Origin of the sequence: Amycolatopsis sp. WAC 01375 (assembly GCF_003947325.1) — a bacterium.
Taxonomy (GTDB): domain Bacteria; phylum Actinomycetota; class Actinomycetes; order Mycobacteriales; family Pseudonocardiaceae; genus Amycolatopsis.
On the sequence record NZ_QHHW01000052.1, the window covers coordinates 44,224 to 67,272 of the forward strand.

Annotated in this window: 27 protein-coding genes; 12 read left to right on the forward strand and 15 right to left on the reverse strand. The window is 68.7% G+C overall.

The features are described from left to right. The first annotated feature begins 99 nt into the window (after positions 1-99). Positions 100-504, forward strand: coding sequence for an HAD-IA family hydrolase (locus tag DL991_RS33630; RefSeq protein WP_125788379.1), 405 nt, complete (start codon positions 100-102; stop codon positions 502-504). Here the strand turns inward: DL991_RS33630 and DL991_RS33635 are convergent. Further along, complete coding sequence (locus DL991_RS33635; RefSeq protein ID WP_125788380.1) at positions 479-1,258, reverse strand: RNA methyltransferase; 780 nt, start codon at positions 1,256-1,258, stop codon at positions 479-481. The genes DL991_RS33630 and DL991_RS33635 overlap by 26 nt on opposite strands. A gap of 34 nt (positions 1,259-1,292) precedes the next feature. On the opposite strand from DL991_RS33635, the gene DL991_RS33640 reads away from it, so the two are divergent. After that, entirely contained in the window at positions 1,293-2,699 is a 1,407-nt protein-coding gene (locus DL991_RS33640; protein ID WP_125788381.1) for a wax ester/triacylglycerol synthase family O-acyltransferase, read from the forward strand. After that, positions 2,696-3,187: a hypothetical protein gene (locus DL991_RS33645; RefSeq protein WP_125788382.1), complete on the forward strand. Its 492-nt coding sequence runs from the start codon at positions 2,696-2,698 to the stop codon at positions 3,185-3,187. The genes DL991_RS33640 and DL991_RS33645 overlap by 4 nt, the downstream gene beginning before the upstream one ends. A 77-nt stretch (positions 3,188-3,264) precedes the next feature. Here the strand turns inward: DL991_RS33645 and DL991_RS33650 are convergent, their stop codons facing one another. From DL991_RS33650 to rsgA, 5 genes are all read right to left on the reverse strand, one after another. Further along, positions 3,265-4,149: an NAD(P)-dependent oxidoreductase gene (locus DL991_RS33650; RefSeq protein ID WP_125788383.1), complete on the reverse strand. Its 885-nt coding sequence runs from the start codon at positions 4,147-4,149 to the stop codon at positions 3,265-3,267. Positions 4,150-4,209: 60 nt separating this feature from the next. Next, the gene (locus DL991_RS33655; RefSeq protein ID WP_125788384.1) at positions 4,210-5,004 is read right to left on the reverse strand and encodes a hypothetical protein; all 795 of its coding nucleotides are present in this window, start codon (positions 5,002-5,004) and stop codon (positions 4,210-4,212) included. A gap of 73 nt (positions 5,005-5,077) precedes the next feature. Further along, positions 5,078-5,758, reverse strand: coding sequence for a hypothetical protein (locus tag DL991_RS33660; RefSeq protein ID WP_125788385.1), 681 nt, complete (start codon positions 5,756-5,758; stop codon positions 5,078-5,080). A 253-nt stretch (positions 5,759-6,011) separates the two neighbouring features. Continuing rightward, positions 6,012-6,908, reverse strand: coding sequence for a hypothetical protein (locus DL991_RS33665; protein WP_125788386.1), 897 nt, complete (start codon positions 6,906-6,908; stop codon positions 6,012-6,014). Positions 6,909-6,968: 60 nt separating this feature from the next. After that, a complete protein-coding gene (rsgA, locus tag DL991_RS33670; protein WP_125788387.1) occupies positions 6,969-7,979 on the reverse strand; it encodes a ribosome small subunit-dependent GTPase A in 1,011 nt (336 codons plus the stop codon). A 100-nt stretch (positions 7,980-8,079) separates the two neighbouring features. Between rsgA and DL991_RS33675 the strand changes: the two genes are divergently transcribed. Continuing rightward, entirely contained in the window at positions 8,080-8,838 is a 759-nt protein-coding gene (locus DL991_RS33675; protein ID WP_125788388.1) for an SOS response-associated peptidase, read from the forward strand. Further along, positions 8,835-9,443, forward strand: coding sequence for an alpha/beta family hydrolase (locus tag DL991_RS33680; protein WP_125788389.1), 609 nt, complete (start codon positions 8,835-8,837; stop codon positions 9,441-9,443). The genes DL991_RS33675 and DL991_RS33680 overlap by 4 nt, the downstream gene beginning before the upstream one ends. Here DL991_RS33680 and DL991_RS33685 read toward each other — a convergent pair. Both DL991_RS33685 and ybaK read right to left on the reverse strand, forming a co-directional pair. Further along, entirely contained in the window at positions 9,393-9,956 is a 564-nt protein-coding gene (locus DL991_RS33685; RefSeq protein ID WP_125788390.1) for a hypothetical protein, read from the reverse strand. The genes DL991_RS33680 and DL991_RS33685 overlap by 51 nt on opposite strands. A gap of 197 nt (positions 9,957-10,153) precedes the next feature. Then, positions 10,154-10,630, reverse strand: a complete 477-nt coding sequence (gene ybaK / locus DL991_RS33690; protein WP_125788391.1) for a Cys-tRNA(Pro) deacylase — start codon at positions 10,628-10,630, stop codon at positions 10,154-10,156. A gap of 190 nt (positions 10,631-10,820) precedes the next feature. Here ybaK and DL991_RS33695 point away from each other — a divergent pair, with 190 nt between their 5' ends. Both DL991_RS33695 and rsrA read left to right on the forward strand, forming a co-directional pair. Then, the gene (locus DL991_RS33695) at positions 10,821-11,459 is read left to right on the forward strand and encodes a sigma-70 family RNA polymerase sigma factor (protein ID WP_125788526.1); all 639 of its coding nucleotides are present in this window, start codon (positions 10,821-10,823) and stop codon (positions 11,457-11,459) included. Next, positions 11,456-11,779, forward strand: coding sequence for a mycothiol system anti-sigma-R factor (rsrA, locus tag DL991_RS33700; RefSeq protein ID WP_034305173.1), 324 nt, complete (start codon positions 11,456-11,458; stop codon positions 11,777-11,779). Before DL991_RS33695 ends, rsrA begins: the two co-directional genes overlap by 4 nt. 67 nt (positions 11,780-11,846) lie before the next feature. On the opposite strand, the gene DL991_RS44105 is transcribed toward rsrA, so the two are convergent. Further along, positions 11,847-11,921: a 50S ribosomal protein bL37 gene (locus DL991_RS44105; protein WP_369299112.1), complete on the reverse strand. Its 75-nt coding sequence runs from the start codon at positions 11,919-11,921 to the stop codon at positions 11,847-11,849. Between the two features lie 106 nt (positions 11,922-12,027). Here DL991_RS44105 and DL991_RS33705 point away from each other — a divergent pair, with 106 nt between their 5' ends. Next, positions 12,028-13,551 (forward strand): sensor histidine kinase, encoded by a 1,524-nt coding sequence (locus tag DL991_RS33705; protein ID WP_125788392.1) that lies wholly within the window; start codon positions 12,028-12,030, stop codon positions 13,549-13,551. Positions 13,552-13,870: 319 nt separating this feature from the next. Here DL991_RS33705 and DL991_RS33710 read toward each other — a convergent pair whose 3' ends face one another. Together DL991_RS33710 and DL991_RS33715 are read right to left on the reverse strand one after the other, a co-directional pair. After that, positions 13,871-14,125 carry a WhiB family transcriptional regulator gene (locus DL991_RS33710; protein WP_026466945.1) on the reverse strand — a complete coding sequence of 85 codons (255 nt, stop codon included), beginning with the start codon at positions 14,123-14,125 and terminating at the stop codon, positions 13,871-13,873. A gap of 273 nt (positions 14,126-14,398) precedes the next feature. Then, on the reverse strand, positions 14,399-15,325 hold the full coding sequence (locus DL991_RS33715; RefSeq protein ID WP_125788393.1) for a diacylglycerol kinase family protein: 927 nt from the start codon (positions 15,323-15,325) through the stop codon (positions 14,399-14,401). Between the two features lie 409 nt (positions 15,326-15,734). On the opposite strand from DL991_RS33715, the gene DL991_RS33720 reads away from it, so the two are divergent. Further along, positions 15,735-16,238 (forward strand): hypothetical protein, encoded by a 504-nt coding sequence (locus DL991_RS33720; RefSeq protein ID WP_199746464.1) that lies wholly within the window; start codon positions 15,735-15,737, stop codon positions 16,236-16,238. Between the two features lie 115 nt (positions 16,239-16,353). On the opposite strand, the gene DL991_RS33725 is transcribed toward DL991_RS33720, so the two are convergent. Both DL991_RS33725 and DL991_RS33730 read right to left on the reverse strand, forming a co-directional pair. Next, on the reverse strand, positions 16,354-16,836 hold the full coding sequence (locus tag DL991_RS33725) for a GNAT family N-acetyltransferase (RefSeq protein ID WP_125788394.1): 483 nt from the start codon (positions 16,834-16,836) through the stop codon (positions 16,354-16,356). A 3-nt stretch (positions 16,837-16,839) separates the two neighbouring features. Beyond that, on the reverse strand, positions 16,840-17,433 hold the full coding sequence (locus tag DL991_RS33730) for an acid phosphatase (RefSeq protein ID WP_125788395.1): 594 nt from the start codon (positions 17,431-17,433) through the stop codon (positions 16,840-16,842). A 62-nt stretch (positions 17,434-17,495) separates the two neighbouring features. Between DL991_RS33730 and DL991_RS33735 the strand changes: the two genes are divergently transcribed. Further along, the gene (locus tag DL991_RS33735; protein ID WP_125788396.1) at positions 17,496-17,966 is read left to right on the forward strand and encodes a hotdog fold domain-containing protein; all 471 of its coding nucleotides are present in this window, start codon (positions 17,496-17,498) and stop codon (positions 17,964-17,966) included. A gap of 85 nt (positions 17,967-18,051) precedes the next feature. Here DL991_RS33735 and DL991_RS33740 read toward each other — a convergent pair whose 3' ends face one another. Further along, on the reverse strand, positions 18,052-18,729 hold the full coding sequence (locus tag DL991_RS33740; RefSeq protein ID WP_125788397.1) for a hypothetical protein: 678 nt from the start codon (positions 18,727-18,729) through the stop codon (positions 18,052-18,054). Positions 18,730-18,897: 168 nt separating this feature from the next. On the opposite strand from DL991_RS33740, the gene DL991_RS33745 reads away from it, so the two are divergent. Next, a complete protein-coding gene (locus DL991_RS33745) occupies positions 18,898-20,505 on the forward strand; it encodes a GMC oxidoreductase (protein WP_125788398.1) in 1,608 nt (535 codons plus the stop codon). Positions 20,506-20,783: 278 nt separating this feature from the next. Here the strand turns inward: DL991_RS33745 and DL991_RS33750 are convergent, their stop codons facing one another. After that, positions 20,784-21,401, reverse strand: coding sequence for a dTDP-4-dehydrorhamnose 3,5-epimerase family protein (locus DL991_RS33750; protein WP_125788399.1), 618 nt, complete (start codon positions 21,399-21,401; stop codon positions 20,784-20,786). Positions 21,402-21,778: 377 nt separating this feature from the next. Here DL991_RS33750 and DL991_RS33755 point away from each other — a divergent pair, with 377 nt between their 5' ends. Further along, positions 21,779-22,954: an NADP-dependent malic enzyme gene (locus tag DL991_RS33755; protein ID WP_125788400.1), complete on the forward strand. Its 1,176-nt coding sequence runs from the start codon at positions 21,779-21,781 to the stop codon at positions 22,952-22,954. Positions 22,955-23,049: the final 95 nt, after the last annotated feature.

Sequence of the window (23,049 nt, forward strand, 5' to 3'; positions counted from 1 at the left end):
TCCGCGGCCCCCTCGGCCACGCCCAGCAAGTAAGGGACCGGTGGTGGGCCGACCGGCGACAGGGACCGCCCGAGAGGATGAACCGTGCGGTGATCGCTTGTGTACGGTGGGCCGGTGCTGAAAGGGCTGGTCATCGACTACGTCGGGGTGCTCACGGACGACGGCGCGGACGAGCTGTACGCCTATCTGCGGGCGGCCAGGGAGCGCGGTATCAAAACGGCCTTGCTGTCGAACGCTCCCGGCGCGTCGGACGAGGCCAAGCGGTCGCTCGCCCCGTTCTTCGACGCGCTCGTCTTCTCCGGCGAGGTCGGCGTGGCCAAACCCGAACGCGAGGTCTACCTGCTCACGGCGGGGTTGCTCGACCTGCCCGCCGACCGATGCGTGTTCGTCGACGACGCGGCGCACAACGTCCGCGCCGCGGTGTCGGCAGGGATGGCGGGAGTGCACCACACGTCGGTCGAGGAGACGCTGACCGAGCTCAGCGCTTTGTTCCCGAAGCCGTAGCCCGGCGCACCAGCTCGAAGGACAGCACCGCGGCGGCGGCCGAGACGTTGAGCGACTCGACCTCGCCGGGCATCGGGATCGACACCCATTCGGTCACCAGTTCGCCGACCTCGGCGCCGACCCCGTTCGTCTCCCCGCCCAGTACGAAGGCCGCGCGCTGCGGCAGCTCGACGTCGAACACCGAACTGCGTGCCGAAGCGCCCAGCGCGTAGATGCCGTATCCGGCTTCGGTGAGCATTTCGGCCGCTTCGCGCGCGCTGCCGCACCGCAGCACCGGCGCGCGGAACGCGACCCCGGCCGAAGCCTTGACCACCATCGGGTCGAGGGCGGCGACCCCGCGCCGCGGCACCACGACACCTTCCAGCCCGGCGGCGGTCGCCGTGCGCAGGATCATCCCGACGTTCGCCGGGGTGGTGATTCCGTCGAGCAGCAGCACCCGCGACGGCGGCCTGCCGTCGGAAAGGGCCGCGTGCAGCGACCGCATTCGCGGGGCGACGACGTCGGCCAGCACCCCTTGGTCCTGTTTGCCGTTGCCGGCCAGCACCTTGACGCGGTGCGCGCTCGCCCGCTGCACCGGCACCCCGGCGGCCTTGGCAGCACGCTCGATCTCGGCGGCGTTCGGCCCGCGCACGGTGTCGGCGAGAATCACCTTGTCCACCTCGAGCGCCGCGTCGTCCAACGCCTCGAGCACCGGTTTGCGCCCGTACACCGTCAGGAACCGGTCCTTCGGCGAGATCACCGACTCATCACCCACACCGGCGAGTGTCCCACTATGTAAGGATCGGCCCATGCCCGACCGCCTCTCCGCGCTCGACGCCTCGTTCCTGTACGTGGAAGACCACTCGACCCCCATGCACGTCGGTGGAGTGGCGGTCTTCGAGCGACCGCGCGACGGCTTCACCCACGAGCAGCTGCTGGACCTCATCGGGCAGCGGCTGGCGTTCCTGCCGCGCTACCGGCAGCGGGTGCTGGAGGTACCGGGGCATCTCGCGCGGCCGGTGTGGGTCGACGACGTCGACTTCGACCTGAACTACCACGTCCGCCGGTCCGCGCTGCCGCAGCCGGGCTCCGACGGCCAGCTGTTCGATCTCGTGGCCCGGCTGATGTCGAGGCGGCTCGACCCGGGAAGGCCGCTCTGGGAGGCGTACTTCGTCGAGGGGCTCGCGGGGGATCGCGTCGCGCTGGTGACCAAGACGCATCAGTCGGTCGTGGACGGGCTCGGCACCATCGAACTCGGCCAGCTGATCCTCGACGCCACCCCGCAAGAGCCGGAACCGTTCGACGACAACTGGCATCCGCGCCGGGAACCGAGCCGAACCCAGCTGATCCTCGACGCGGTCGCCGAGACCGTGCAGCGGCCGACGGAGCTGGTGGAGAACGTCCGGTCCATCGCCCACGACGCCACCGCGATGGCGGGCAAGGTCACCGAAACGGTGGGCGACGTCGCGTCGGCGCTGAAGACGATGGTGCATCCGGCGCCGTCCGGGCCGCTCAACGTCCGCACCTCCGGCGGCCGGATGTTCGCCGTGGTCCGCACGCGGCTGGAGGATTTCCGCAAGGTCCGCGCGGACCACGGAGGCACGGTCAACGACGTCGTGCTCGCGGCGATCACCGGCGCGCTGCGGGAATGGCTGCTCTCCCGCGGTTCGAACCTGACGGCGACGACCACCGTGCGCGCGCTGGTGCCGATGGCCGTCCGCGACGCCGAGACGGCCGAATACTCGACGCCCGCCCTGGTCGGGAACCAGGTCGACGCCTATCTGGTGGATCTCCCGGTCGGCGAGCCGAACGCGGTCCTGCGGTTGCAGCACATCGGCCACGCGATGGCGGACCACCTCGACTCCGGCCGTTCGGTCGCCGCGCGCGGGCTGCTGACGGTCGGTGGCTTCGCGCCGGCGACGCTGCATTCGCTGGGCGCGCGGGCGGCCGGGTCGATGTCGGGGCGCATCTTCAACGTGCTGATCACGAACTCGCCGGGCCCGCAGGTGCCGCTCTACGCGGGACAGGCGAAGATGGTGGAGATGTTCCCGGTCATGCCGCTGGTGCGCAATCAGGCGCTGGCGATCGGGGTCACCTCGTATCACGGGGGTGTCTACTTCGGACTGAACGGCGACCGCAAGGCCGTGTCCGATGTGGACCTGCTCGCCGGGATGATCGAGGAATCGTTGGAAGAGCTGAAGGGTGCGCACTGGTGAGGGTCTATCTACCGGCGACGATCGCGATGCTCCGTGAGCTCGAAACCTCGGGAGAGTTCCGGGCACGCAGCGGCACGGGATTCGCGCTGACCCCGGCGCTGCGGGAGTCCTACGCCAGCGGATCCGACGAAGAACTCGAGTACGCCGCGCTGCTCGACGCCGCCAGGGCGTCGCTCCGGCTGATCGAGGCCGAGGAGAAGCCCGAGCCGCGGCGGGTGGTGATCTCGGCCGACGTCGAGGAGGTCACGCTGCGCCCGGATCTCGACGCCGCCGTCGTCCGGCTGTCCGGGCCGGTGAAGATCGCCGACGTCGCCGCGATCCACGTCGACGCCGCGGAGGCCGCGGAGTCGGTGCGGGCCGCCGCCGCGGTGATCGACCAGGCGGACCTCGGCGACCCGGACGCGGAATTCACCCTCGGCGACGCCGAGGACCACGAACTCGCCTGGTACGCGCCCCAAGAGCTCCCGTTCCTGCTGGAACTCCTGTAGCCACCCTCGCAATTCGGCACCTGCTTGCGATCGTTGCGCGCGCAACGATCGCAAGCAGGTGCCGAATTGCGAGGGTTCTAGAACCAGGACGGGCCGGGCACCGGGCGTTCGGGCCGCCAGCCGGTCGCTTCGGTGAGCCGGGTCGAGACGACCCGCTGCGAACGCGCCAGTACCGACATCAGGCCCAGCCGGTTCGCCGGCCACTTCGGCACCGCGCGCGGCCGCCGGACACCGGCCGCGACGGCCATCGCCTCGCCGAGTTCCTGCTTCCGCACCGGATCCGCCGCCAGGTTGTAGACGCCGCTCGGCGCCCGCAGCGCCGCGATCGCGCCCGCCGCCGCGTCGTCGGGGTGGATCGGCGCGGTCCAGTCGGCCCGGCGGCCGAAGATCAGCGGCGAACCGCGCCGCGCGGCCGCCAGCATCATCGTGGTCATCGCGTCGTCTCCGACCAGGAGCCCGATCCGCAGCCGGATCGCGGTGCGGCCCTCGTCCGCCAGTTCCGCGATGTTCGCGTGTGCAACCGTCGAAGACGCGATGTTGCCGCGCAGCGCGAGAGGCGCGTCCTCGTCCAGTTCCTCGTCGCCGCCGTCGGCGTAGACGAACGAAATCCCTTCCTGCACCACGATTCCCAGCTCGTCGACCCGTCGGGCGGCGTCGGCGAGGGTCCGGCTGCCGTTGATCCGCACCCGGTCGTTCTCCGCCCAGCCGGACAACGTCATCGCGTGGCGCGCGTCCGGGATCCGCGTCGCGACGTTCACCACCGCGTCGTGCCCGTTCAGCGCGCCTGCCAGCGAATCGACGTCGAACAACGAGCCCTGCACCGGTTTCGCCCCGGTCGCCCGCACCGCGGCGACGTGGTCCACACCGCGGGCCAGCCCGCTCACCTCGTGGCCATCGGCCAGCAGCCGACGCACCAGCGGACGTCCCAGCACCCCGGTCGCCCCGATCACCATCACGCGCATGTTCATTCCTCCTGTCGCCTTCACAAGAGGGACGAGACGGGTCCGGGGAACGTGACCGGGTCAGCCTGCCGGGATCTCCCCGATCTCCTCCGGCGGCGGCGCCTGGATGTCGGCCTGCGTGCCCCATTCGCGGTAGCGCGCGACGATCCGGGCCATCGCGCTGTCCGGGACGCCGGAAGCGGCGAGGACGGGGGCGAGGTCGAGCACGATCTGCAGCGGCTGGTGCGCGTCGTCGAGCCAGACCTCCATGGGGATCTTCCCGAGTTTGCCGTGCAGCTCGCCGACGGCCTCCGCCGACAACCCGGCGGGCAGGTCACCGCCCAGCGCGGCCATGTCGACGTCGAGCCGGTAGCGCTCGGCGGACACGCCGTCGAGTTCGGCGTGCCCCGATTCGGTGAGCCTGCCCGCCCGCCGGACCTGGTCGAGCGCGCGGGCCGGATCGTTCTGCTTGGCCAGCTGGTCGATGCTGCCGCCGGCGACCTGCGAGAACGGGTCCGCGCCGTCGGGGGACACCTTGACCCAGGGTTTTCCGCCGGGAACGTCCTCACGGGCGGCCTCGGGAACCTTGGCGAAGACGGTCTTGTCGACCAGCCGTAGTTCGAGCGCCTCGCCGAGGAAGTCCGTGGTCATGGCCAGTGCGGTGCCCGTCCCCGCGACCCGCGCCTGCCCCTGGCTCTTCGACCGCATCGTGCCCGCCGTGACGTCCGTGGCGAACTTCGCCGCCTTGCCGTCCATGGCGGACATGGCCCCGTCGGCGAGCGCGCGGGCGTCGGCGAACGAGACGGTCTCGCCGTCGCACGCGCCGAGCAGCGCGCCGAGTACGAGCACGACGGTCGACAGGGCCGTTCTTCGCATGAGGACCTGCTTTCACAGTGCGGGCACCCAAGCGAAACACAGCCGCGGACCTCGCCCCGATCGGGGGAACGGCTCAGCGGCTGTCGCCGACCGCCTCGGGCGGCGGCGCGATGATCACCACGTCCGAAGCCCAGCTTTCGTACTTCACCGTGGCTTTGTCGACGCTGACCTGCACCGGACGCTGCTCGGCGTCCAGCCACACCTCGGCGGGGGCGCCGCCGAGATCGAGGACGTAGTGCGTGGCGGCCGTGCCGTTCACGTCGGCCGGACCTGACTTGGTGACCTTGCCCGATTTCGCGATCCGGTCGATCGTGCGGGTGGGATCCATCGTCTCGACGACCTTCGTCATCAGCGCGCCGTTGGCCGCGGAGAGCGCGTCCTTGCCGTCGGCGGTGATCTTGACCCATTCCTTGCCGCTCTTGTTCTCCTGGAGCTGGGCGTCCGACAGGTGGTAGTAGAGGACGCCGTCGGCGAAGATCAGGTCCCGTTTCTCACCGGCGACCTCGGCGACCATGGAGAACTTGCTGTTCGGACCCTCATAGAGCCCGGAACTGGTGACGACGACCTTGCGGCCGTCCTCCGCGGTGGTCTCGAGCGCGACTTTGGACGAACGCGCCTTCTGGGTGCCCGCGGCGGCGGCCGAAGCCAGCTGCGCCGCGTCCTGCGCGGGTGGCGCCGCCGGTTGCTCTCCGCCGGAGCAGCCGCCCAGCAGTAGGAGAGCGGTACAGACGACGGCGAATCCGGTGGCACGCATAGGACTCCCTCGGGTGAATGGTCTGTACCACCACCGTAGTGCCTGTCGCGTGAATTTCCACCGTCCGAATGTCGGGGCGAGGTGGGTCAAGTTGGTCGTGAGTGGCGATTCGGGTTAGAACCCGAATCGCCACTCACGACCACCCGTACCGAGGCGTCACCGCCGCCTTCCCCGCTCGCCGAACGCGTGAAGGCCCCCTTCCCTCAGCTGAACCGTGGGAAGGGGGCCTTCACGCGTGCGAGCAGCTAGCCGCTTACCGGCCGCCGGCCTTCTTCATGATCTCCGCCAGGTCACCGACCTGGTCGGCGGGCGGGGCGGTGACGGTGATCGGCGTGCCCCAGTCGGTGTACTTGATCGTGGCCTTCGCCGAGCCCTCACCGGGAGCGCCCAGGGCCTTCATGAACGCGGTCTGGTCCATGGTGACCTGCAGCGGAAGGTTGTCGGCGTTGAGCCACAGCTCGGTGGGGATGGTGACGTTCTTGCCCTTGAGCTTCGCGTCGATCTGCTTCTGCGCCTCGGGCGGGAGCGGCACACCGGCCTCGCCGACGACGAGCGCGATCGCCTTCTCGACCTCGATGTCGATGACGTAGTGGTTGGTCAGCTCACCGTTCAGCTGGACCTGGTCCGACTTCGTGATCTTCCCGGCCTTCGCGACCTGCTCCAGGGTGCGGGACGGGTCGCTGTCCTTGACGGCCTTCGACATCATCTTGCCGAGCAGCTGCGACATCGGGTCCTGGCCGTCGGCCGAGACCTTCACGTACTCCTTGTCGGTCTTCATCTCCGCCTTGTCGGCGGCGTCGAGCTTGAAGTACAGCGCCTTGTCGACGAACAGGATGTCCATCTTCTTGCCGTCGCTGTCCATCGACATCGAGAACTTGCTGTTCTCGCCGTCATACAGGCCCTGACCGGTCACGGTCATGGTCTGGCCGCCGGAGGAGGCCTCCATGGAGACCTTCGACGACTTGGCCTTCGTCGTGCTCTCCTTGGTGAGAGCGGCCAGCTGGACCGCGTCGCCCAGCGGTGACGAAAGCATGCTCTTCGCTTCGGAAGGAGCGGGGGCAGCCGCGCCGGGCTGCTTCTCGCCACCGCAGGCGGACAGCGCCAGGACGGCGGCCGTGGTGATGGCGGCGAGCGTGGTTACGCGCTTCAAGTGGACCCCTCAGAAAAGTTGATCTAATCCGAACGGGTTATCGCTCCAGGCCGGAATTAGTTACCGATCGTCGTCATGCCCAGCTCGGGAGCCCAAAAGCCGGCGCAACGAGCCCAGTCGTTCCGGACTGGCGTGACCGTCGGTGACTACGTCGTCGAGCGCGCAGTCCGGGTCCGAAGGCGGGCCGAGGTGGCCGCAGCCGGAAGGGCACTCTTCGGCGGCCTCGGCGAACTCCTCGAAGGCGAGCACGATGTCGTCGGCGGTCACGTGCGCGAGCCCGAAGGAGCGGATGCCCGGCGTGTCGACCACCCAGCCGCCGCCGGGAAGGGGGAGCGCGACCGCCGCGACGGACGTGTGCCTGCCCTTGCCGACCGCGCTGACCACGCCGGTCGCCAGTCCGGCGTCCGGCACCAGCCGGTTGACCAAAGTGGACTTCCCGACGCCCGAATGCCCGACCAGCGCGGTGACCCGGTCCTTGAGCCGCCCGGTCAGTTCCTCCGGATGCTCGTCGTGCCGGGTGACCACGGCCGGGATGTCGAGGCCCGCGTAGCCGGCGAGGAGTTCGTCCGGGCTCGCGAGGTCGGCCTTCGTCAGGCAGAGGACAGGTTCGAGGCCCCCCGCGTAGCAGGCGACGAGGCAGCGGTCGATGAACCCGGTGCGCGGCGGGGGATCGGCCAGCGCGGTGACGATCAGCAACTGCTCGGCGTTGGCGACGACCACCCGTTCGAAGGGATCGGTGTCGTCCGCCGTCCGGCGCAGCACACTGGAACGTTCGTCCACCCGGATGATGCGGGCGAGGGTGTCCGGTTTGCCGCTCACGTCACCGACGATGCCGACGGTGTCGCCGACGACGACCGAGACCCGGCCCATCTCGCGGGCCCGCATCGCGGTGACGACACGCTCCGGATCCGAGTCGATCGCGCAGGTCCAGCGCCCGCGGTCCTTGCCGATGACCATCGCCGTGGAGGCGTCGGCGTGCTCGGGACGGCGTTTGCTGCGCGGCCTGGTGCCCTTGCCGGGACGGATCCGCACGTCGGTTTCGTCCAGCCTGCGCCAGTCCTTGCCAGCCAAACCGCCTCCTGCTCTTCGCGTCCCGCGGAAGAATGATCCCATGCCACTCGCCAACCCATGGTCAGCGTGTAACGATGACTTCTGATTAGGAGGTTTTCGCATGTGCGGGCGCTATGCCGCCACCAAGGATCCCGCGGCGCTGATCGACGAGTTCGCCGCGGTGGATCTGACCGAGGGCCGGATCCGGACCGATCACAACGTGGCGCCGACCAAGGACGTCCCCACCGTGGTGCAGCGGCATCCCCGGGACGCCGACGGCGCGGTGCTCGAGGACGAGCCCGCCGTCCGGTCACTGCGGATGATGCGCTGGGGACTGGTCCCGTTCTGGGCGAAGGACCCAGGAGTCGGCTCGAAGATGATCAACACGCGTGCCGAGACGGCCAAGGAGAAGCCGTCGTTCAAGAAGGCGGTCTCCGCGCGGCGTTGCCTCGTCCCCGCCGACGGCTGGTACGAGTGGCGGCGTGACGGCAAGGAGAAGCAGCCCTTCTTCATGACCGGACCGGATGACGGCTCGCTCGCGTTCGCCGGTATCTGGGAGACCTGGCGGCCGAAGGACGACAAGGACGCCGACCCGCTGATCACCTTCTCCGTGATCACCACGGACTCGGTCGGCAGGCTCACCGACATCCACCACCGCATGCCGCTGCTGATGCCACGCGAGAAGTGGGACACCTGGCTCGACCCCGACCGGTCCGACGTCACCGACCTGCTCGTCCCGCCCGCCGAGGACCTGGTCGACACGATCGAACTGCGGCCGGTGTCCAGCCTGGTCAACAACGTCCGCAACAACGGCCCGCAGCTGCTGGACCGCGTCGAACCCGCCGCGGAAAGCGCGCTCTTCGACGTGCCGAAGTCATGACGAAGCTGGAGATCGACACCGCCTACGGCCCCGCGCGGGCCGAGCTGCACTGTGCCGAGGAGGGCATCGCGGTGCTGATGCTCGGCCACGGCGCCGGCGGCGGGATCGGCGCGAAGGACCTGGTCGCGGTCACGCGGGCGGCGCAGGCGGCCGGTGTCCACGTCGCGCTCGTCGAACAGCCGTACCGGGTGGCGGGCCGCCGCGCTCCCGCACCCGCCACCCAGCTCGACACCGCCTGGCTCACCGTGGCCGACGAGATCTCCGCACACTTCGACGATCTCCCGATCGTCTTCGGCGGCAGGTCCTCCGGGGCCCGCGTCGCCTGCCGGACCGCCGCGGCGGGACAGGCGGTGGCGGTGCTCTGCCTGGCCTTCCCGGAACACCCGCCGGGGAAGCCGGAGAAGTCCCGGCAGGGCGAGTTGGACGCGGTCGAGGTCCCGACACTCGTGGTGCAGGGCGAGCGCGACCCGTTCGGCCTGCCCAAGGCGGGCCCGCATCACGAGATCGTGGTGCTCAAGGGCGACCACAACCTCAGCGCGGACCTCGAAGGCGTGTCACGCGCGGCCGCCGAGTGGCTGGAGCGTGTGCTGCGGCCGCTCACCTGAGAGCCGTCGCCGGGCGTAGTGCACGGTGACGGCCGCCAGCAACGGTCCCCAGAGCAGGAGCGGCGCGTAACAGGCCGCCATGACGATGTCGTAGACCGGCGAGTCCTCTCTGGTCCCCGGCGCCATCGAGGAATCGGCCTCGATCCAGCCGAACAGCCCCTGGACGCCCAGCCCGGTCAGCGCGAGCGCGCCCGCGGCGGCCGGGAGGATCGCCGCGAGCGGCGGGATCCGGCGGCCACGCAGCCCCGGGATCCAGCGCGGCCACACCTCACCCCACGGTCGGACGAGCCCGAGAGTGAGAAACGCGAGCGCCTCGGTGAGGAAGCTCAGGCCGAAGACATAGGCCGTGCCCCAGCCGGGGATGCCGAACTCCGCCAGCCCTTGTGTGGTGAACCCGACCGGGACGCCGAGGCCCATCGCGATCCGCCACAGCCCGGACGGCAACGTCGCCAGCAGCGTGGCGTGGGCGGCGAGGTTCGCCCACCTCGGTACGCCGGACACGGTCTCGGTCATTTCGTCGCTCCCAGGAATCGTCGTTCGTTCGCCGATGACGATTCCCGAGCGCGGCCGCGTGATCTTCCCGCTGCGGACCGACCCTCCTCCCTCGCGAGGGTGAGCGACCATCGCAATTGGTCACCTACTTGCGGCAGGCGCGTGAGCGACCCATCGCAAGTAGGTGACCAATTGCGGGAGGGGCTTGGCGACATCGCTCAGCTCGCGATCGGGGCGACGACGGCGCCGGTCAGCCGCACCAGATCACCGGGCGCGAGTTCGACCTCCAGGCCGCGGCGTCCGGCCGAGCAGTGCACGGTCTCGAACTTCTCCGCCGAGGCGTCGATCACCACCGGCAGCCGGCTCCGGTGCCCGAGCGGCGAGATCCCGCCGAGCACGTATCCCGTCGCGCGCTGCGCGGCGGCGGGGTCGGCCATCTTCGCCTTCTTGCCGCCCGCGGCGGCCGCCAGCGCCTTCAGATCCAGCTGGCCGGTGACCGGGACCACGCCGACGGTCAGTTTCCCGTCGACCTCGGCGACCAGTGTCTTGAACACGCGTGCGGGGTCGAGCCCCAGCGCCTCGACGGCTTCGAGGCCGTACGACTCGGCCCGCGGGTCGTGGTCGTAGGCGTGCAGCATGTGTGCCACTTTCTGCTTCGCCAGCAGCGCCGTCGCCGGGGTTCCCTTGCCTGCCATGGGCGGAGTCTACGAGCGCGCCGGGAATGCCCGGCCGGGCCGCACTGTTGGAAGCCACGTGTCCACCACACTCGAAGCTCCCCGAATCCTGATCCCGCGCACGCCGGGCGGCCAGGTGATCCGTCCGCGCGTAAACTCGTCGACGTCTCATGCGCACAAGCGCATCGACGCCGATCGGGAAGGGAACGGTTTGCCGAGCACGCAGAATCCCGCGCCGGATACGGGCACGGACGCCCAAGAGGCGGCCGCGCGGGCCGAGCGCTTCGAGCGGGACGCGATGCCCCTGCTCGACCAGCTGTACTCGGCCGCCATGCGGATGACCCGGAATCCCGCCGACGCCGAGGACCTCGTCCAGGAGACGTACCTGAAGGCATACGCGGCCTTCGCGTCCTTCAAGGCGGGTACGAACCTCAAGGCGTGGATGTACCGCATCCTCACGAACACCTACATCAACGGCTATCGCAAGCGTCAGCGCCAGCCGGTGCAGCAGCCCACCGAGGAGATCACCGACTGGCAGATCGCCAAGGCGGAGAATCACACCTCCAGCGGGCTGCGCTCGGCCGAGGTCGAGGCGATGGACAACCTGCCCGACGCCGACGTCAAGGAAGCGCTGCAGAAGCTGCCCGAGGAGTTCCGCCTCGCGGTCTACCTCGCCGATGTCGAAGGTTTCGCGTACAAGGAGATCGCCGAGATCATGGACACGCCCATCGGCACCGTGATGTCCCGGCTGCACCGCGGCCGCGCCCAGCTCCGTGACCTGCTCGCCGATGTCGCCCGCGAGCGGGGCTTCATCCGCGCGGGCAAACAACAGGAGGTGGCGGGGCGATGAGCGAGGACTACTGCGCCGGCGCGGACGACAAGGTCAGGTGCGAGGAAGCCCTCGCCGACATCTACCTGCTGCTGGACAAGGAGTGCAGCGCCGAGCGCGACGCCGCCCTGCGCAAGCACATCGAGGACTGCCCGCCGTGCCTCGAGGAATACGGCATCGACGAGCACATCAAGCAGCTGCTCGCCCGTAAGTGCGGTGGCGACCACGCGCCGGACGACCTCAAGTCCCGGCTGCGGGCCTCGATCCGCCAGACCGTGCAGACCAAGGGCGCGATCACCATCGAACGCACCGAGGTCAAGATCGAGCAGACCTTCGAGTAGAGCCCCAGGACACACGAAGGCCCCCGTACCGGATCGGTGCGGGGGCCTTCGTCGTCTGATCGAATGATCAGGAGTTGGGCTTCTTGCCGTGGTTCGCGCCGTTCTTCTTACGGTCGCGACGCTTGCGGGCGCGCTTCGACATGTTTCACTCCTCGTCCGAGTGGCCCTCGCGGGGTGGTACGACACCGCTGGGCCAGGGTCAACCTCTCCAGTGTGTCATGCGGCCCTCACCCTGCTTGGATGGGGACGTGTCCACTCTTTCCGATCTGCTCGCGGAGAACACCGGCCTGTCCGGTGAGGCCGCGGATCATCTCCAGACCGTGGTCGCCGAATGGCAGCTGCTGGCCGACCTGTCCTTCGCCGACTTCCTGCTCTGGGTCGCCGTCTCGGAAGAACTTCAGCCCGACGGCGGCGACTACGTCTGCGTCGCGCACGCGCGCCCGACGACGGCGCCGACCGCCCATCCGGAGGACGTCGTCGGCTCCCGGTTCACCGTCGACGAGCATCCGCAGCTGGCGAAGGCGAGCCGCGAGGTGCGGATCTGCCGCGAAGAGGACCCACACTGGTACCGCGACCTGCCGATGCGCCGCGAGGCCATCCCGGTGGTGTTCGCCGGTACGGTGATCGCCATCCTCAGCCGCGAGACCAACCTCGCGGCCTCGCGGGTGCCGAGCCCGCTGGAAATCGCCTACCTCGGCAGCGCCGGCGACCTGTGCCAGATGATCGTCGACGGCACCTTCCCCAGCCCGGGGAACCAGACGGACACGCACACCAGCCCGCGGGTCGGCGACGGCCTCATCCGCCTCGATCCGACCGGCACCGTGGTCTTCGCCAGCCCGAACGGGTTGTCGGCGTATCACCGCATGGGGCACGAATCCGACCTGGTCGGGCAGCGCCTCGCGCCGCTGACCCGCTCGCTCATCCGTGACCCGTTCGACGCGACCGAGGTTTCGCACCGGATCATCGAAGCGCTCGACGGCAAGCCCAGCAGCCGCACGGAGGCGGATTCCCGCCGCGGCGCCGTCGTGCTGTTCCGTGCGTTGCCGCTGCGCCCCGCCGGGCAGGCCGCGGGCGCGCTCGTGCTGGTGCGCGACGTCACCGAAGTGAAGCGCCGTGACCGCGCCCTCCTTTCGAAGGACGCGACCATCCGTGAGATCCACCACCGGGTGAAGAACAACCTCCAGACCGTCGCCGCGCTGCTGCGGCTCCAGTCGCGCCGGACCTCCAGCGAGGAGGCGCGGCTCGCGCTCGGCGAATCCGTGCGCCGGGTCTCTTCGATCGCGATGGTGCACGAGGCGCTGTCCATCTCGGTGGACGAACGGGTCGATCTCGACAAGCTGCTCGACAACGTCCTCCCGATGGTCGGTGAGGTCGCGACGGCCGAATCGCAGGTCGGGCTTTCGCGCAAGGGCTCGTTCGGAGTCGTCGTCGCCGAGATCGCGACGCCACTGGTGATGGTGCTGGCCGAACTGGTCCAGAACGCCATCGAGCACGCGTTCCCCGGCGGACGGCCGGGCAAGGTCGAACTCGAGGTGGAACGCTCGGCCCGCTGGCTCGACGTCGTCATCCGCGACAACGGGCGCGGACTGCCCTCGGGTTTCTCGCTGGAACGCAGCGATGGCCTCGGGTTGCAGATCGTGCGGACCCTGGTGGAGTCGGAACTGCGCGGATCGCTGTCGATCCGTGGGCTGCGCGGGGAATCCGAGGAGACCGTCGGCCGCCGTGCGGGAACCGAAGCGGCCTTGCGGATCCCGTTGTCGCGACGGCTGTGAGCTCCACCGCCACGGCGTCCGGTGTGGACTGTCGCTTTTGATCGTCCCTTGTGGACAGTCTTACCCGGACACGTTTTAGGGCCGGCGCCCGAAGAGAAAGTTGGCGCCGGCCCTGTAACGGTTCCGCGGGAGGACTTGGGAAAGTCCAGCGAAGCCATACCCCCGTGAGGGTGTGTCGGCCTCGCTTGTTAAGCTCAAGTCGGGTACGTGTCACCTCACGACGCAGGGCCATACAGCCACTGCGCCGCAGGAGTTTCCCGAAGCTTGGGGTCTTGCTCAGTTGTGAGTAATACGATGAAGCGTGCTGAGTCCGAAAGACTCAGGCAGAGGTACGCGTGCCGATGTGCGTACGACGGCGCTTCAGGGCCCGTCGCTCGTCCTCGCTCATCCCGCCCCAGACGCCTGCGTCCTGCCCGCTGGCCAAAGCCCAGGCCAGGCAGTCGGAAGCGACGGTGCAGCGGTGGCACACGGATTTCGCCTGAGTTACCTGCGACAGAGCAGGACCGCTGGTTCCCACCGGGAAGAACAGCTCGGGGTCCTCGTCTCGGCAGGCCGCGTCATGGCGCCAGTCCATGTTTCTGAGCTCCTTCATAACGGCGCGGTACTCCGCGCCATAGTCGTCATGGCGGTCGTTTTTTTGGGTGCTTGTGAATGCTTTCACGAAGCACCCGTTTCGACAAGGGTTTTCTGAAGATCGGTGAGTCAGCTCACCCGGCCGAGCGACGCTTCTGACCTGCGGTTTCGTTCCGAAACAGCCTCCCGAAGGGAAGGCCGATGCGGTGAGCGGAGGTTCTGCGTCGATGAGCGGCAGGTCGTACTTTGCCGCAGGCGATCAGCGGTCCGGTCGTCAGACGATTACCGTCAGTGCTCCCGGGACGCTGAAGAACTCCACCCTCTTCCGCTGGCCGACGAGGTCGCCGTCCACCTGGAAGTTTACCGGTTCAGCAGCGTCTATGCGGATCATCGGCAGGTCATCGTGACGAAGGAGACGTCGCCCGCGTTGGTTGCTCTTCGTGAGCAATGCCTGCCGTACATGCTTGAACACGGTGGGCAATCCCAGACCGTTCAACGCGAAAAGGCCCAGTCCGGTGTCGAACGAGCTGCCCGGGTTGAGGTGGACGGGACGGTCCCCCAGGTAACTCCACGGATCGGTGTTCGACACGAAAGCGGTCAGCACTTCGGTGGGCTCTTCGCCAGGGATCCGGACCGTGAGGGGTGGACGGCCGAGCGGAGGCCGCAGATGCGACACCACGGCGGCCCTCAGATAGAGCCCGGCGGTGGTCTGCTTGCCCCGTCGCTTGGCCACCCTGCCGACGACGTCGGCGTCCCAGCCGAGGCCGGCGTTGAAGGTGAACCAATGGCCGTCGGCGATCCCGAGGCCGACTTTGCGGCTCCGGTCGTTCTCGATGGCGTTGAGAAGCTGATGGGTCGCTTCCACGGGATCGTGCGCGATCCCCAGCGCGCGGGCGAAGACGTTCGCCGAGCCACCCGGCACGACACCGAGCATGGGGACGTCGCCCACCTTCGCGGGATCGCCGTCGGCGTCCGCGAGCAGGCCGTTGACCACCTCGTTGACCGTGCCGTCGCCGCCGTGGGCGACCACCAGGTCGATCCCGTCACGGGCGGCGGACCGGGCGACGGCCATCGCGTGGCCGCGGTAGTCGGTCTCCACCACGTCGAGTTTGACCTGGCTGGCCAGTGCGTGCGCCAGCACGTCACGGCCACCGGCGGTGGTCGAGGTGGCCTGGGGATTCACGACGAGGATGGCACGCACATACCGCAGGGTAAGCCTCTTCGGCCTGAAGAGGGGAGCGTCAGGTGACGCGAAGCTCAATGGCACACGCGTCCTCGAGGCAGTGTCGCTCAACGCGCGCTTTCGGATTTCCGAAGCCGGGCCGCGGCGTCGACTGACGACTCACTTGGCCGTGTCAGCGGCCCGATCTTCGCAAATCCGAGGCCTCCGGCCGCCAAGAAACGCGCGCGTGACCTTATGACCCCTGTGGCGGGCGTCCCTCCTCACTGCCGGTGAATGACAGCGTGTCGTGACAAGTGCACCCGGGCCGACCGCCCGCTCATCGACGACGCCTCCAATTCTTCCCATACGGCGGTCCGGGGAAACCGGCCGACCGGGTGGCATACGATCGAAAGCGCTCACGTACGGTGACCCGCCCTGGTGGAGCGCCGTGACCGGAAGCCTGGAAGGCTGTTTCGCCGTGTCCATCGCAGACAAGCTCTCGCCCGCGCCCCGTGAAGTCCGCCTCGCCGGGGCCGTCACCGCGCTGCCGGGGCTCGCCCTGATCGTGTTCGCGATCCTGCTCCTGGTCAACGGCCAGGCCGGACCGGAGAACCTGCTGGCCGAGGTCGCCTACTACCTCGTCCTCGCCGCCGGAACGCTGGCCTGCGCGGTCGGCCTGGCGATGGGGAAGACGTGGGCTCGCTCGCCCGGTGTGGTCGTCGCGCTGATCCTGGTCGGCGTCGGCTGGTACGGCGCGGGCCCGTCCGGGCAGCCGCTGTGGGGAGTGCCGCTCGCGCTGATCGGTGTCGCCGTCATCGTGCTGCTGTTCCGCCGCCCTTCGCGCGCGTGGGCGCTCGGGATGCAGGACGGCGAAAGCGAGGAGGAGGCCGCCGAGCGCGACGGCGCCGCGGGTCGTGCTGCGCGTCGCGAACGCGAGGAGCGGGACTCCTGACTCCGCACTCGCGTGACCAGAGACGTAACTCGCGTGATTGGAGACGTAACTTCGAGTGCGGCGTCCAATCACGTGAGTTACGTCCCTGATCACGTGAGTTACGCCTTCGCTCACGCTAGACCTGGGCGGCGAGCGCCTTCAGCGGTTCGTCGGTGAGGCGGTCGACGGTCCATTCGTCCATCGGCACCGCGCCGAGGGACTTGTAGAAGCCCTGCGCCGGGTTCCAGTTGAGCACCGACCATTCGAGGCGGGCGTAGCCGCGCTCGACGCAGACCGCCGCGAGGGTGGCCAGTAGCGCCTTGCCGAGGCCGGAGCCGCGCTGCTCGGGGCGGACGTAGAGGTCCTCCAGGTAGATGCCGTGCACGCCGCGCCAGGTGGAGAAGTTGAGGAACCAGAGTGCGTAGCCGACGATCTCGCCGTCGACCTCGGCGACGTGCCCGAACAGGCCGGGAGCCTCGCCGAACAGTGCCGTGCGCAGCTGCTCGGGCGTGAGGTGGCATTCGTCCGGGGCGCGTTCGAACTCGGCGAGGTCGTAGACGAGCTGGACGACGGCGTCCACGTCGTCTTCGCGGATACGCCGGATGCGGTCGTCGCCCATTCGTCAGTCCTCTGTGGTGGGGAGCAGGTTGAGGTGTTCGATCTGCGGCTCGCCGCGTTCGTCGCCGAGCACCGCGACGCCGGCCGGGTCGAGCCCGAAGTGGACGCCCGCGGTCGACGGCAGGCCGACCCAGCGTGCGACCAGGACGCGGCTGAAGTGTCCGTGGCCGACGAGGATCACGTCACCCCTGCCGAGCGGTTCGCGGACGCGTTCGATCAGCTTGTCCGCGCGGGCATTGACGTCGTCCGCGCTTTCACCGCCCGGAATCGGATGCGACCAGACCGTCCATCCGGGAACGGTCTCGCGGATCACCGGCGTGGTGACGCCCTCGTAGTCGCCGTAGTCCCATTCGGCCAGCTCTTCGGTGACCTCGTCGACGCGCAACCCGGCCAGCTCCGCCGTCCGCAGCGCGCGGGTGCGGGGGCTGGAAAGGACGAGGGCGGGAGAGCCGCCGAGTACCGCGCGCAGGGTGCCGCCCGCCGCGCGGGCCTGCCCCTCGCCGGCGGTCGTGAGCGGGATGTCGGTGCGTCCGGTGTGCCGTCCGTTGACGGACCACTCGGTCTGACCATGCCGGAGGAGGAAGAGCCGATGTGCCACGTTGCGAATATAGCCTGCGGTCCGGTTATGCTACTGGTGAGTAACATGATGAGGAGACCGTGATGGCGCAGAATCCGACCTACGCGATGTGGAACCGGCTGGCGGGCAAGCCGGTCGGCAAACAGCTGTTCTCGGCGGCGATGTGCCTGCGTGTGCCGTACTTCCGGACGGTGCTCCCGACGGTGCGCGACCTGCGTCCCGGCCGGTGCGAGGTGACGTCCCCGAAGTGGTGGGGTGTTTACAACCACATCAAGACCTTTCACGCGATCGCGGCATGCAACCTCGCCGAGATCGCCATGGGCATGCTCGCCGAGGCGACCGTCCCGGCGACGCATCGCTGGCTGCCCAAGGGAATGACGGTCGAATACGTGGCGAAGGCCGAGACGGGTCTGCGCGCGGTCGCCGAACTGCCGGAGTTGCCCGAATTCGGCGACGAGGGCTTCGAGCTCCCCGTGCCGGTGACGATCACGGACACGAATGGGAAACCCGTCGTGACCGCGACCATCACCATCTGGGTGACCAAGAAGAAGTAAAGCGCGCTCTCGCTCCCGCAATTCGGCACCTGGTTGCGATCCTCGCGTGTGCGAACCATCGCAACCAGGTGACTGATCGCGATGGTCAGAGGGGCTTGAACTGGACGTAGGTCGTCTGCTTGAAGGTGTTCTTCCCGCTCGGCGACGGCAGGCCGAGCAGCTGGTCCGCGATCGGCGCCGTCCTGCCGCAGCCGGTTGTGGCCGGCAGGGCGAGCTGGGTGTCGACGACGCCGAACTTCACCGTCTTCGGGTTCTGCGAGATGACCTCGAAGGGCACCGCGGGATCGTCCTTGACCACCGAGTGGAGCGGCGCTTCGAGGGTGCCGACCGTGCATTCCTTGGGCAGCAAGGGATGCCGCAGGGCGGCGTAGAGGTCCAGTTCGCCGCGGCGTTCGTCGTTCGACTGGAAGTCCGAGTAGCCGCCGTACTTCAGCTGCATGCTCGCGCCGAAAGTGCCGCGGATCCGGGCGGGCGCGTGCCGCAGTTCGCCGAAGACCTGCGCGAATTTCCCGTCGATCTCGCCTTCGGAGAACGTCAGGCGCATCTCCCCTAGCGGGATCTCCCGGCCGCCGATGGTCAGGACTCCTTGGGAGACAAAGGCTTCACAACGCCAGGTCCCGGGGTCGGCGTTGGCGGGCGGTGCCGGGCATGCGGAGAAGTCGAAGTCGGGCACGGGCGACGGTGTCGCGGCGGCGTGGCCGGGAAGGGCGAGGAGGGCGGCTGCGGACAGTGCGGCCGCGGTCGCGGCGAGAAGACGTCTCATGACTCGAAAGAGTGGCCCGCGGAGGCCTGGGTCACATCGGGGAAGGCCCCCAGGGGACCCCTGGGATCGTCACGTTCGAGTGAAAATAAACGGTGTTTACCCAGCTGACGCGAATCTGCTTCGGATTCGACCTTGAAGGTGTGTCGAACGGCGGGCGATCATCGGCCCATGTCCCCACTGTCGCGCCGCAAGTTCCTCGGGTACACCGCGCTCAACTCCGCCGTGGCTCTCGGACTCACCACGATTTCCACCGCACAGGCCCGGGAATCGTCTCCTGGTTTCTCGACGGCCGTGGTCGTCGGCACCGGTTACGGCGCCGCGGTCACGGCGCTTCGCCTCGGCGAAGCCGGGATTCCCACGGTCATGCTCGAAATGGGCAAGTTGTGGGCCGACCCCGGACCGGACGGCAAGGTCTTCTGCGACATGCTCCGGCCGGACCGGCGGGCCATGTGGTTCAAGGACCGCACACAGGCCCCGCTCGCCTCCTTCCTGTGGATGGATGTGGCCAACCGCGACATCAAGCGTTATCCCGGAGTCCTCGACAGGGTGAACCACGGCGACATGTCCGTCTACGTCGGACGAGGGGTCGGCGGCGGGTCGCTGGTCAACGGCGCGATGGCCGTGACACCGAAGCGGTCGTACTTCGAGGAGATCCTGCCCGCCGTCGACGCCGACGAGATGTACGGGACGTACTTTCCCCGGGCCAACCGGGCCCTCGGGGTGAACCACATCGATCAGCGGTGGTTCGAGACCTGCCGTTCTTACCGCTACGCAAGGGTTTCCCGGAAGGCGGCCGCGCGAGCGGGACTCAAAACGGTGTTCGTGCCCAGCGTCTACGACTTCGAGTACATGAAGCGGGAAGAAGACGGCACGGTGCCGCGGTCGGCGCTCGCGTCGGAGGTCATCTACGGCAACAACCACGGCAAACGTTCCCTCGACAAGACCTACCTCGCGGCCGCGCTGGGCACCGGGAACGTGACCATCGAGACGCTGCACCAGGTCCGCGGGATCACCCGCCAGACCGACGGCACCTACGTCCTCACCGTGCACGAGACCACGGAAGACGGCGTGGTCGTGGCAAGGAAACAACTCGGCGCGAAGTACCTGTTCCTCGGCGCCGGCAGCCTCGGTTCGACGGAACTGCTCGTGCGGGCGCGGGAAACCGGGACGCTGCCCGGACTGAACGACGAGGTCGGCCGCGGCTGGAGCACCAACGGCAACGTGATGCTGGGCCGCGCCAACCACGCGTGGGATCTCGGCGGATCGCTTCAATCGGGGATGCCCGCGCTCGGCATCGACGCGTGGGACGACCCGGTGAACCCGGTCTTCGCCGAGGTCGCGCCGGTGCCCGCCGGAATCGAGACCTGGCTGAGCCTGTACCTGGCGATCACGAAGAATCCCGAACGCGGCCACTTCACCTACGACGCCGCCACCGACTCCGCGCGGCTGCGATGGAACGCGGCGCAGGGACAGCCGTCGATCGACGCGGCGAAGTCGTTGTTCGACAAGGTCAACCGCGCGAATCGCACGATCTACCGGAGTGACCTGTTCGGGGATACGCGGTCGTTCGAGAACCGGTTCACCTATCACCCGCTGGGTGGATTGGTGCTGGGTGAGGCCACCGACCCGTACGGCCGGGTGAAGGGCTATCGGAACCTCTACGTGACCGACGGATCGCTGATCCCGGGCAGTACCGGGGTGAATCCGTTCGTCACGATCACCGCGCTGGCCGAGCGGAACGTGGAACGGGTGCTGCGGGAGGACTTGGCGCGCTAGCGACCCGAAGGGCGAAGTGGGGTGGTCGGTGCCGGGGGTCGTGAGTGGCGATTTGGGTTCTATCGAGGGGTATCGGGTCGCGGGGATTCGCTCGCGACCGTGGGGCACCCAGGTGTCGCGAAAGTGGCTTTCGCGACACATCGCGACCATGGGTTCCGCGAAGGCACCGGAGTAGCGAAGGCCCCTTCGCTACCGCACCCCTGCACCCGACGTTGCGAAAGCCACTTTCGCAACGTTGAAGGTTGCGAAAGTGGCTTTCGCAACCTGCCACCTTCGCCTTACCTCTCGACTCGGTTCGCGGCCCGCAACGTCTCGTAGTGCGCCACGCAATCGTCGTATCGCGGCAGCCACCCCTGCTCCAAGGCCTCTTTCAGATGGGGCGCGGCGGTGTCCTTTTCGGACACCACAGGTTCGATGTCCGGTGGCCATGGCAGCGCGAGATCGCTGTCCATCGGGTTGACACCGTGCTCGCCCGCCGGGTTGTACGGCTCGGAACAGAGGTAGGCCATGACCGTTTCGTCTTCGAGCGCCATAAAGGCGTGGCCGAGGCCTTCGGCGATGTAGACCGCTTTGTATTCGGCGCTGTCGAGCACTGCGGACGCCCATTCGCCGAACGTGGGCGAGCCGACCCGGAGATCGACGATGATGTCGAGCAGCGAACCGCTCGGGCAGTACACGTATTTCGCCTGCCCGGGCGGCGTGTCGGCGAAGTGCACGCCGCGGATGGAACCGCGCCGCGAGACGCTGGTGTTGGTCTGCCCCAGCCGAAGCCGGTGCCCGACCGTTTCGACGAACACCTCTTCCTGGAACGGCGCCACGAACAGGCCGCGGTGATCGGGGAAAACGTGCGGGGTGAACTCGAAACAGTCGGGGATGCCGAGGCGCCTGGCTTGCATGGCCTCCATGCTAACGAGGCGTTCCCAAACCGGATGGACGTCTTGCGAAACCTCCGGTGAGCTGCGGAAAGCCGGGCCCGTTTGTGACATCAACCGCACCAGAGGGGCACACTGGTCCGCATGCCTGTCACAATGATCTGACCGCTGCGTCCGCGGCCGTCGCCACACCCACGGCACCGATGGCCGATTGGACGCTTCGCCGACAGGCCGGCGCTACCGCGCTGGGCTGCCGTGTCGGAGGACGAGTTACCCCAGGTGGCCGGGCCATGCCCAGTTTTGGCCTGCTCACCGGCCAGTTCCCCCGCTCGCAGTCCCAGGAGAATCCCATGACCTTCGCTCGAATCGAGACTTCGCCGTCCTTAGACACGGCGGAAGCAATGACGGGAACCACGATGACCACGCCAGTGACGGACACCGAGATCTTCGAGGGCCACGAGGGCGGCAAGCTCTCCGTGGCCGCGACGCGCCCGATCTCCTCGCCCCGTGACCTCGCGGTCGCGTACACGCCTGGGGTGGCGAAGGTGAGCCGTGCTATCGCAGAGGACGCGACCAAGGCGAAGCGGTACACGTGGGCGGACAGGCTGGTCGTTGTGGTCAGCGACGGTACGGCGGTGCTCGGCCTCGGTGACATCGGCGCGAGCGCTTCGCTGCCGGTCATGGAGGGCAAGTCGGTCCTGTTCAAGACCTTCGGCGGGCTCGATTCGATCCCGCTGGTGCTCGACACCACCGACGTCGACGAGATCATCGAGACCCTGGTCCGGCTGCGTCCGTCGTACGGCGCGGTGAACCTGGAGGACATCTCGGCGCCGCGCTGCTTCGAACTGGAGGACCGCCTCAAGGAGGCCCTCGACTGCCCGGTCATGCACGACGACCAGCACGGCACGGCGATCGTCACGCTGGCCGCGCTGCGCGGGGCGAACCAGGTCCTCGGCAAGGACATCTCCGGCCAGCGCGTGGTCGTCTCGGGAGCGGGCGCGGCGGGAGTGGCCTGCGCCAGGATCCTGCAGAACGCCGGTGTCGCGGACGTCACCGTGCTCGACTCGCGCGGCATCATCCACGAAGGCCGCGAGGGCCTGAACCCGATCAAGCAGAAGCTCGCCGAGACCACCAACACGGCCGGTCTGCGCGGCGGCCTCGGTGAGGCGCTGAAGGGCGCCGACGTCTTCCTGGGCCTGTCCGGGGCGACCATCGACGAGACTCTGCTGGCCGGGATGGCCGACGACGCGATCGTGTTCGCGCTGTCGAACCCGGACCCGGAGGTTCACCCGGCCGTGGCGTCGCGGTACGCCAAGATCGTGGCGACCGGGCGCAGCGACTACCCGAACCAGATCAACAACGTGCTGGCCTTCCCCGGTGTCTTCCGCGGCGCGCTGGACTCGGGTGCGCGGGCGATCACGGAGAACATGAAGCTGGCCGCGGCCGAAGCGATCTTCGCCGTCGCGCAGGACGACCTCGGCCCGGACCGGATCGTCCCGAGCCCGCTGGACCCGCGGGTCGCGCCCGAGGTGGCCGCGGCCGTCGCGAAGGCCGCCGAGGCCGACGGCGTGGTGTGACGGTCCCTTTCACGCTTGCTCAAGCGCTATGAAAGGCCCCTTCATTGCAAAATTCGCAATGAAGGGGCCTTTCATAGCGTGTGGGGGGTGCGCAC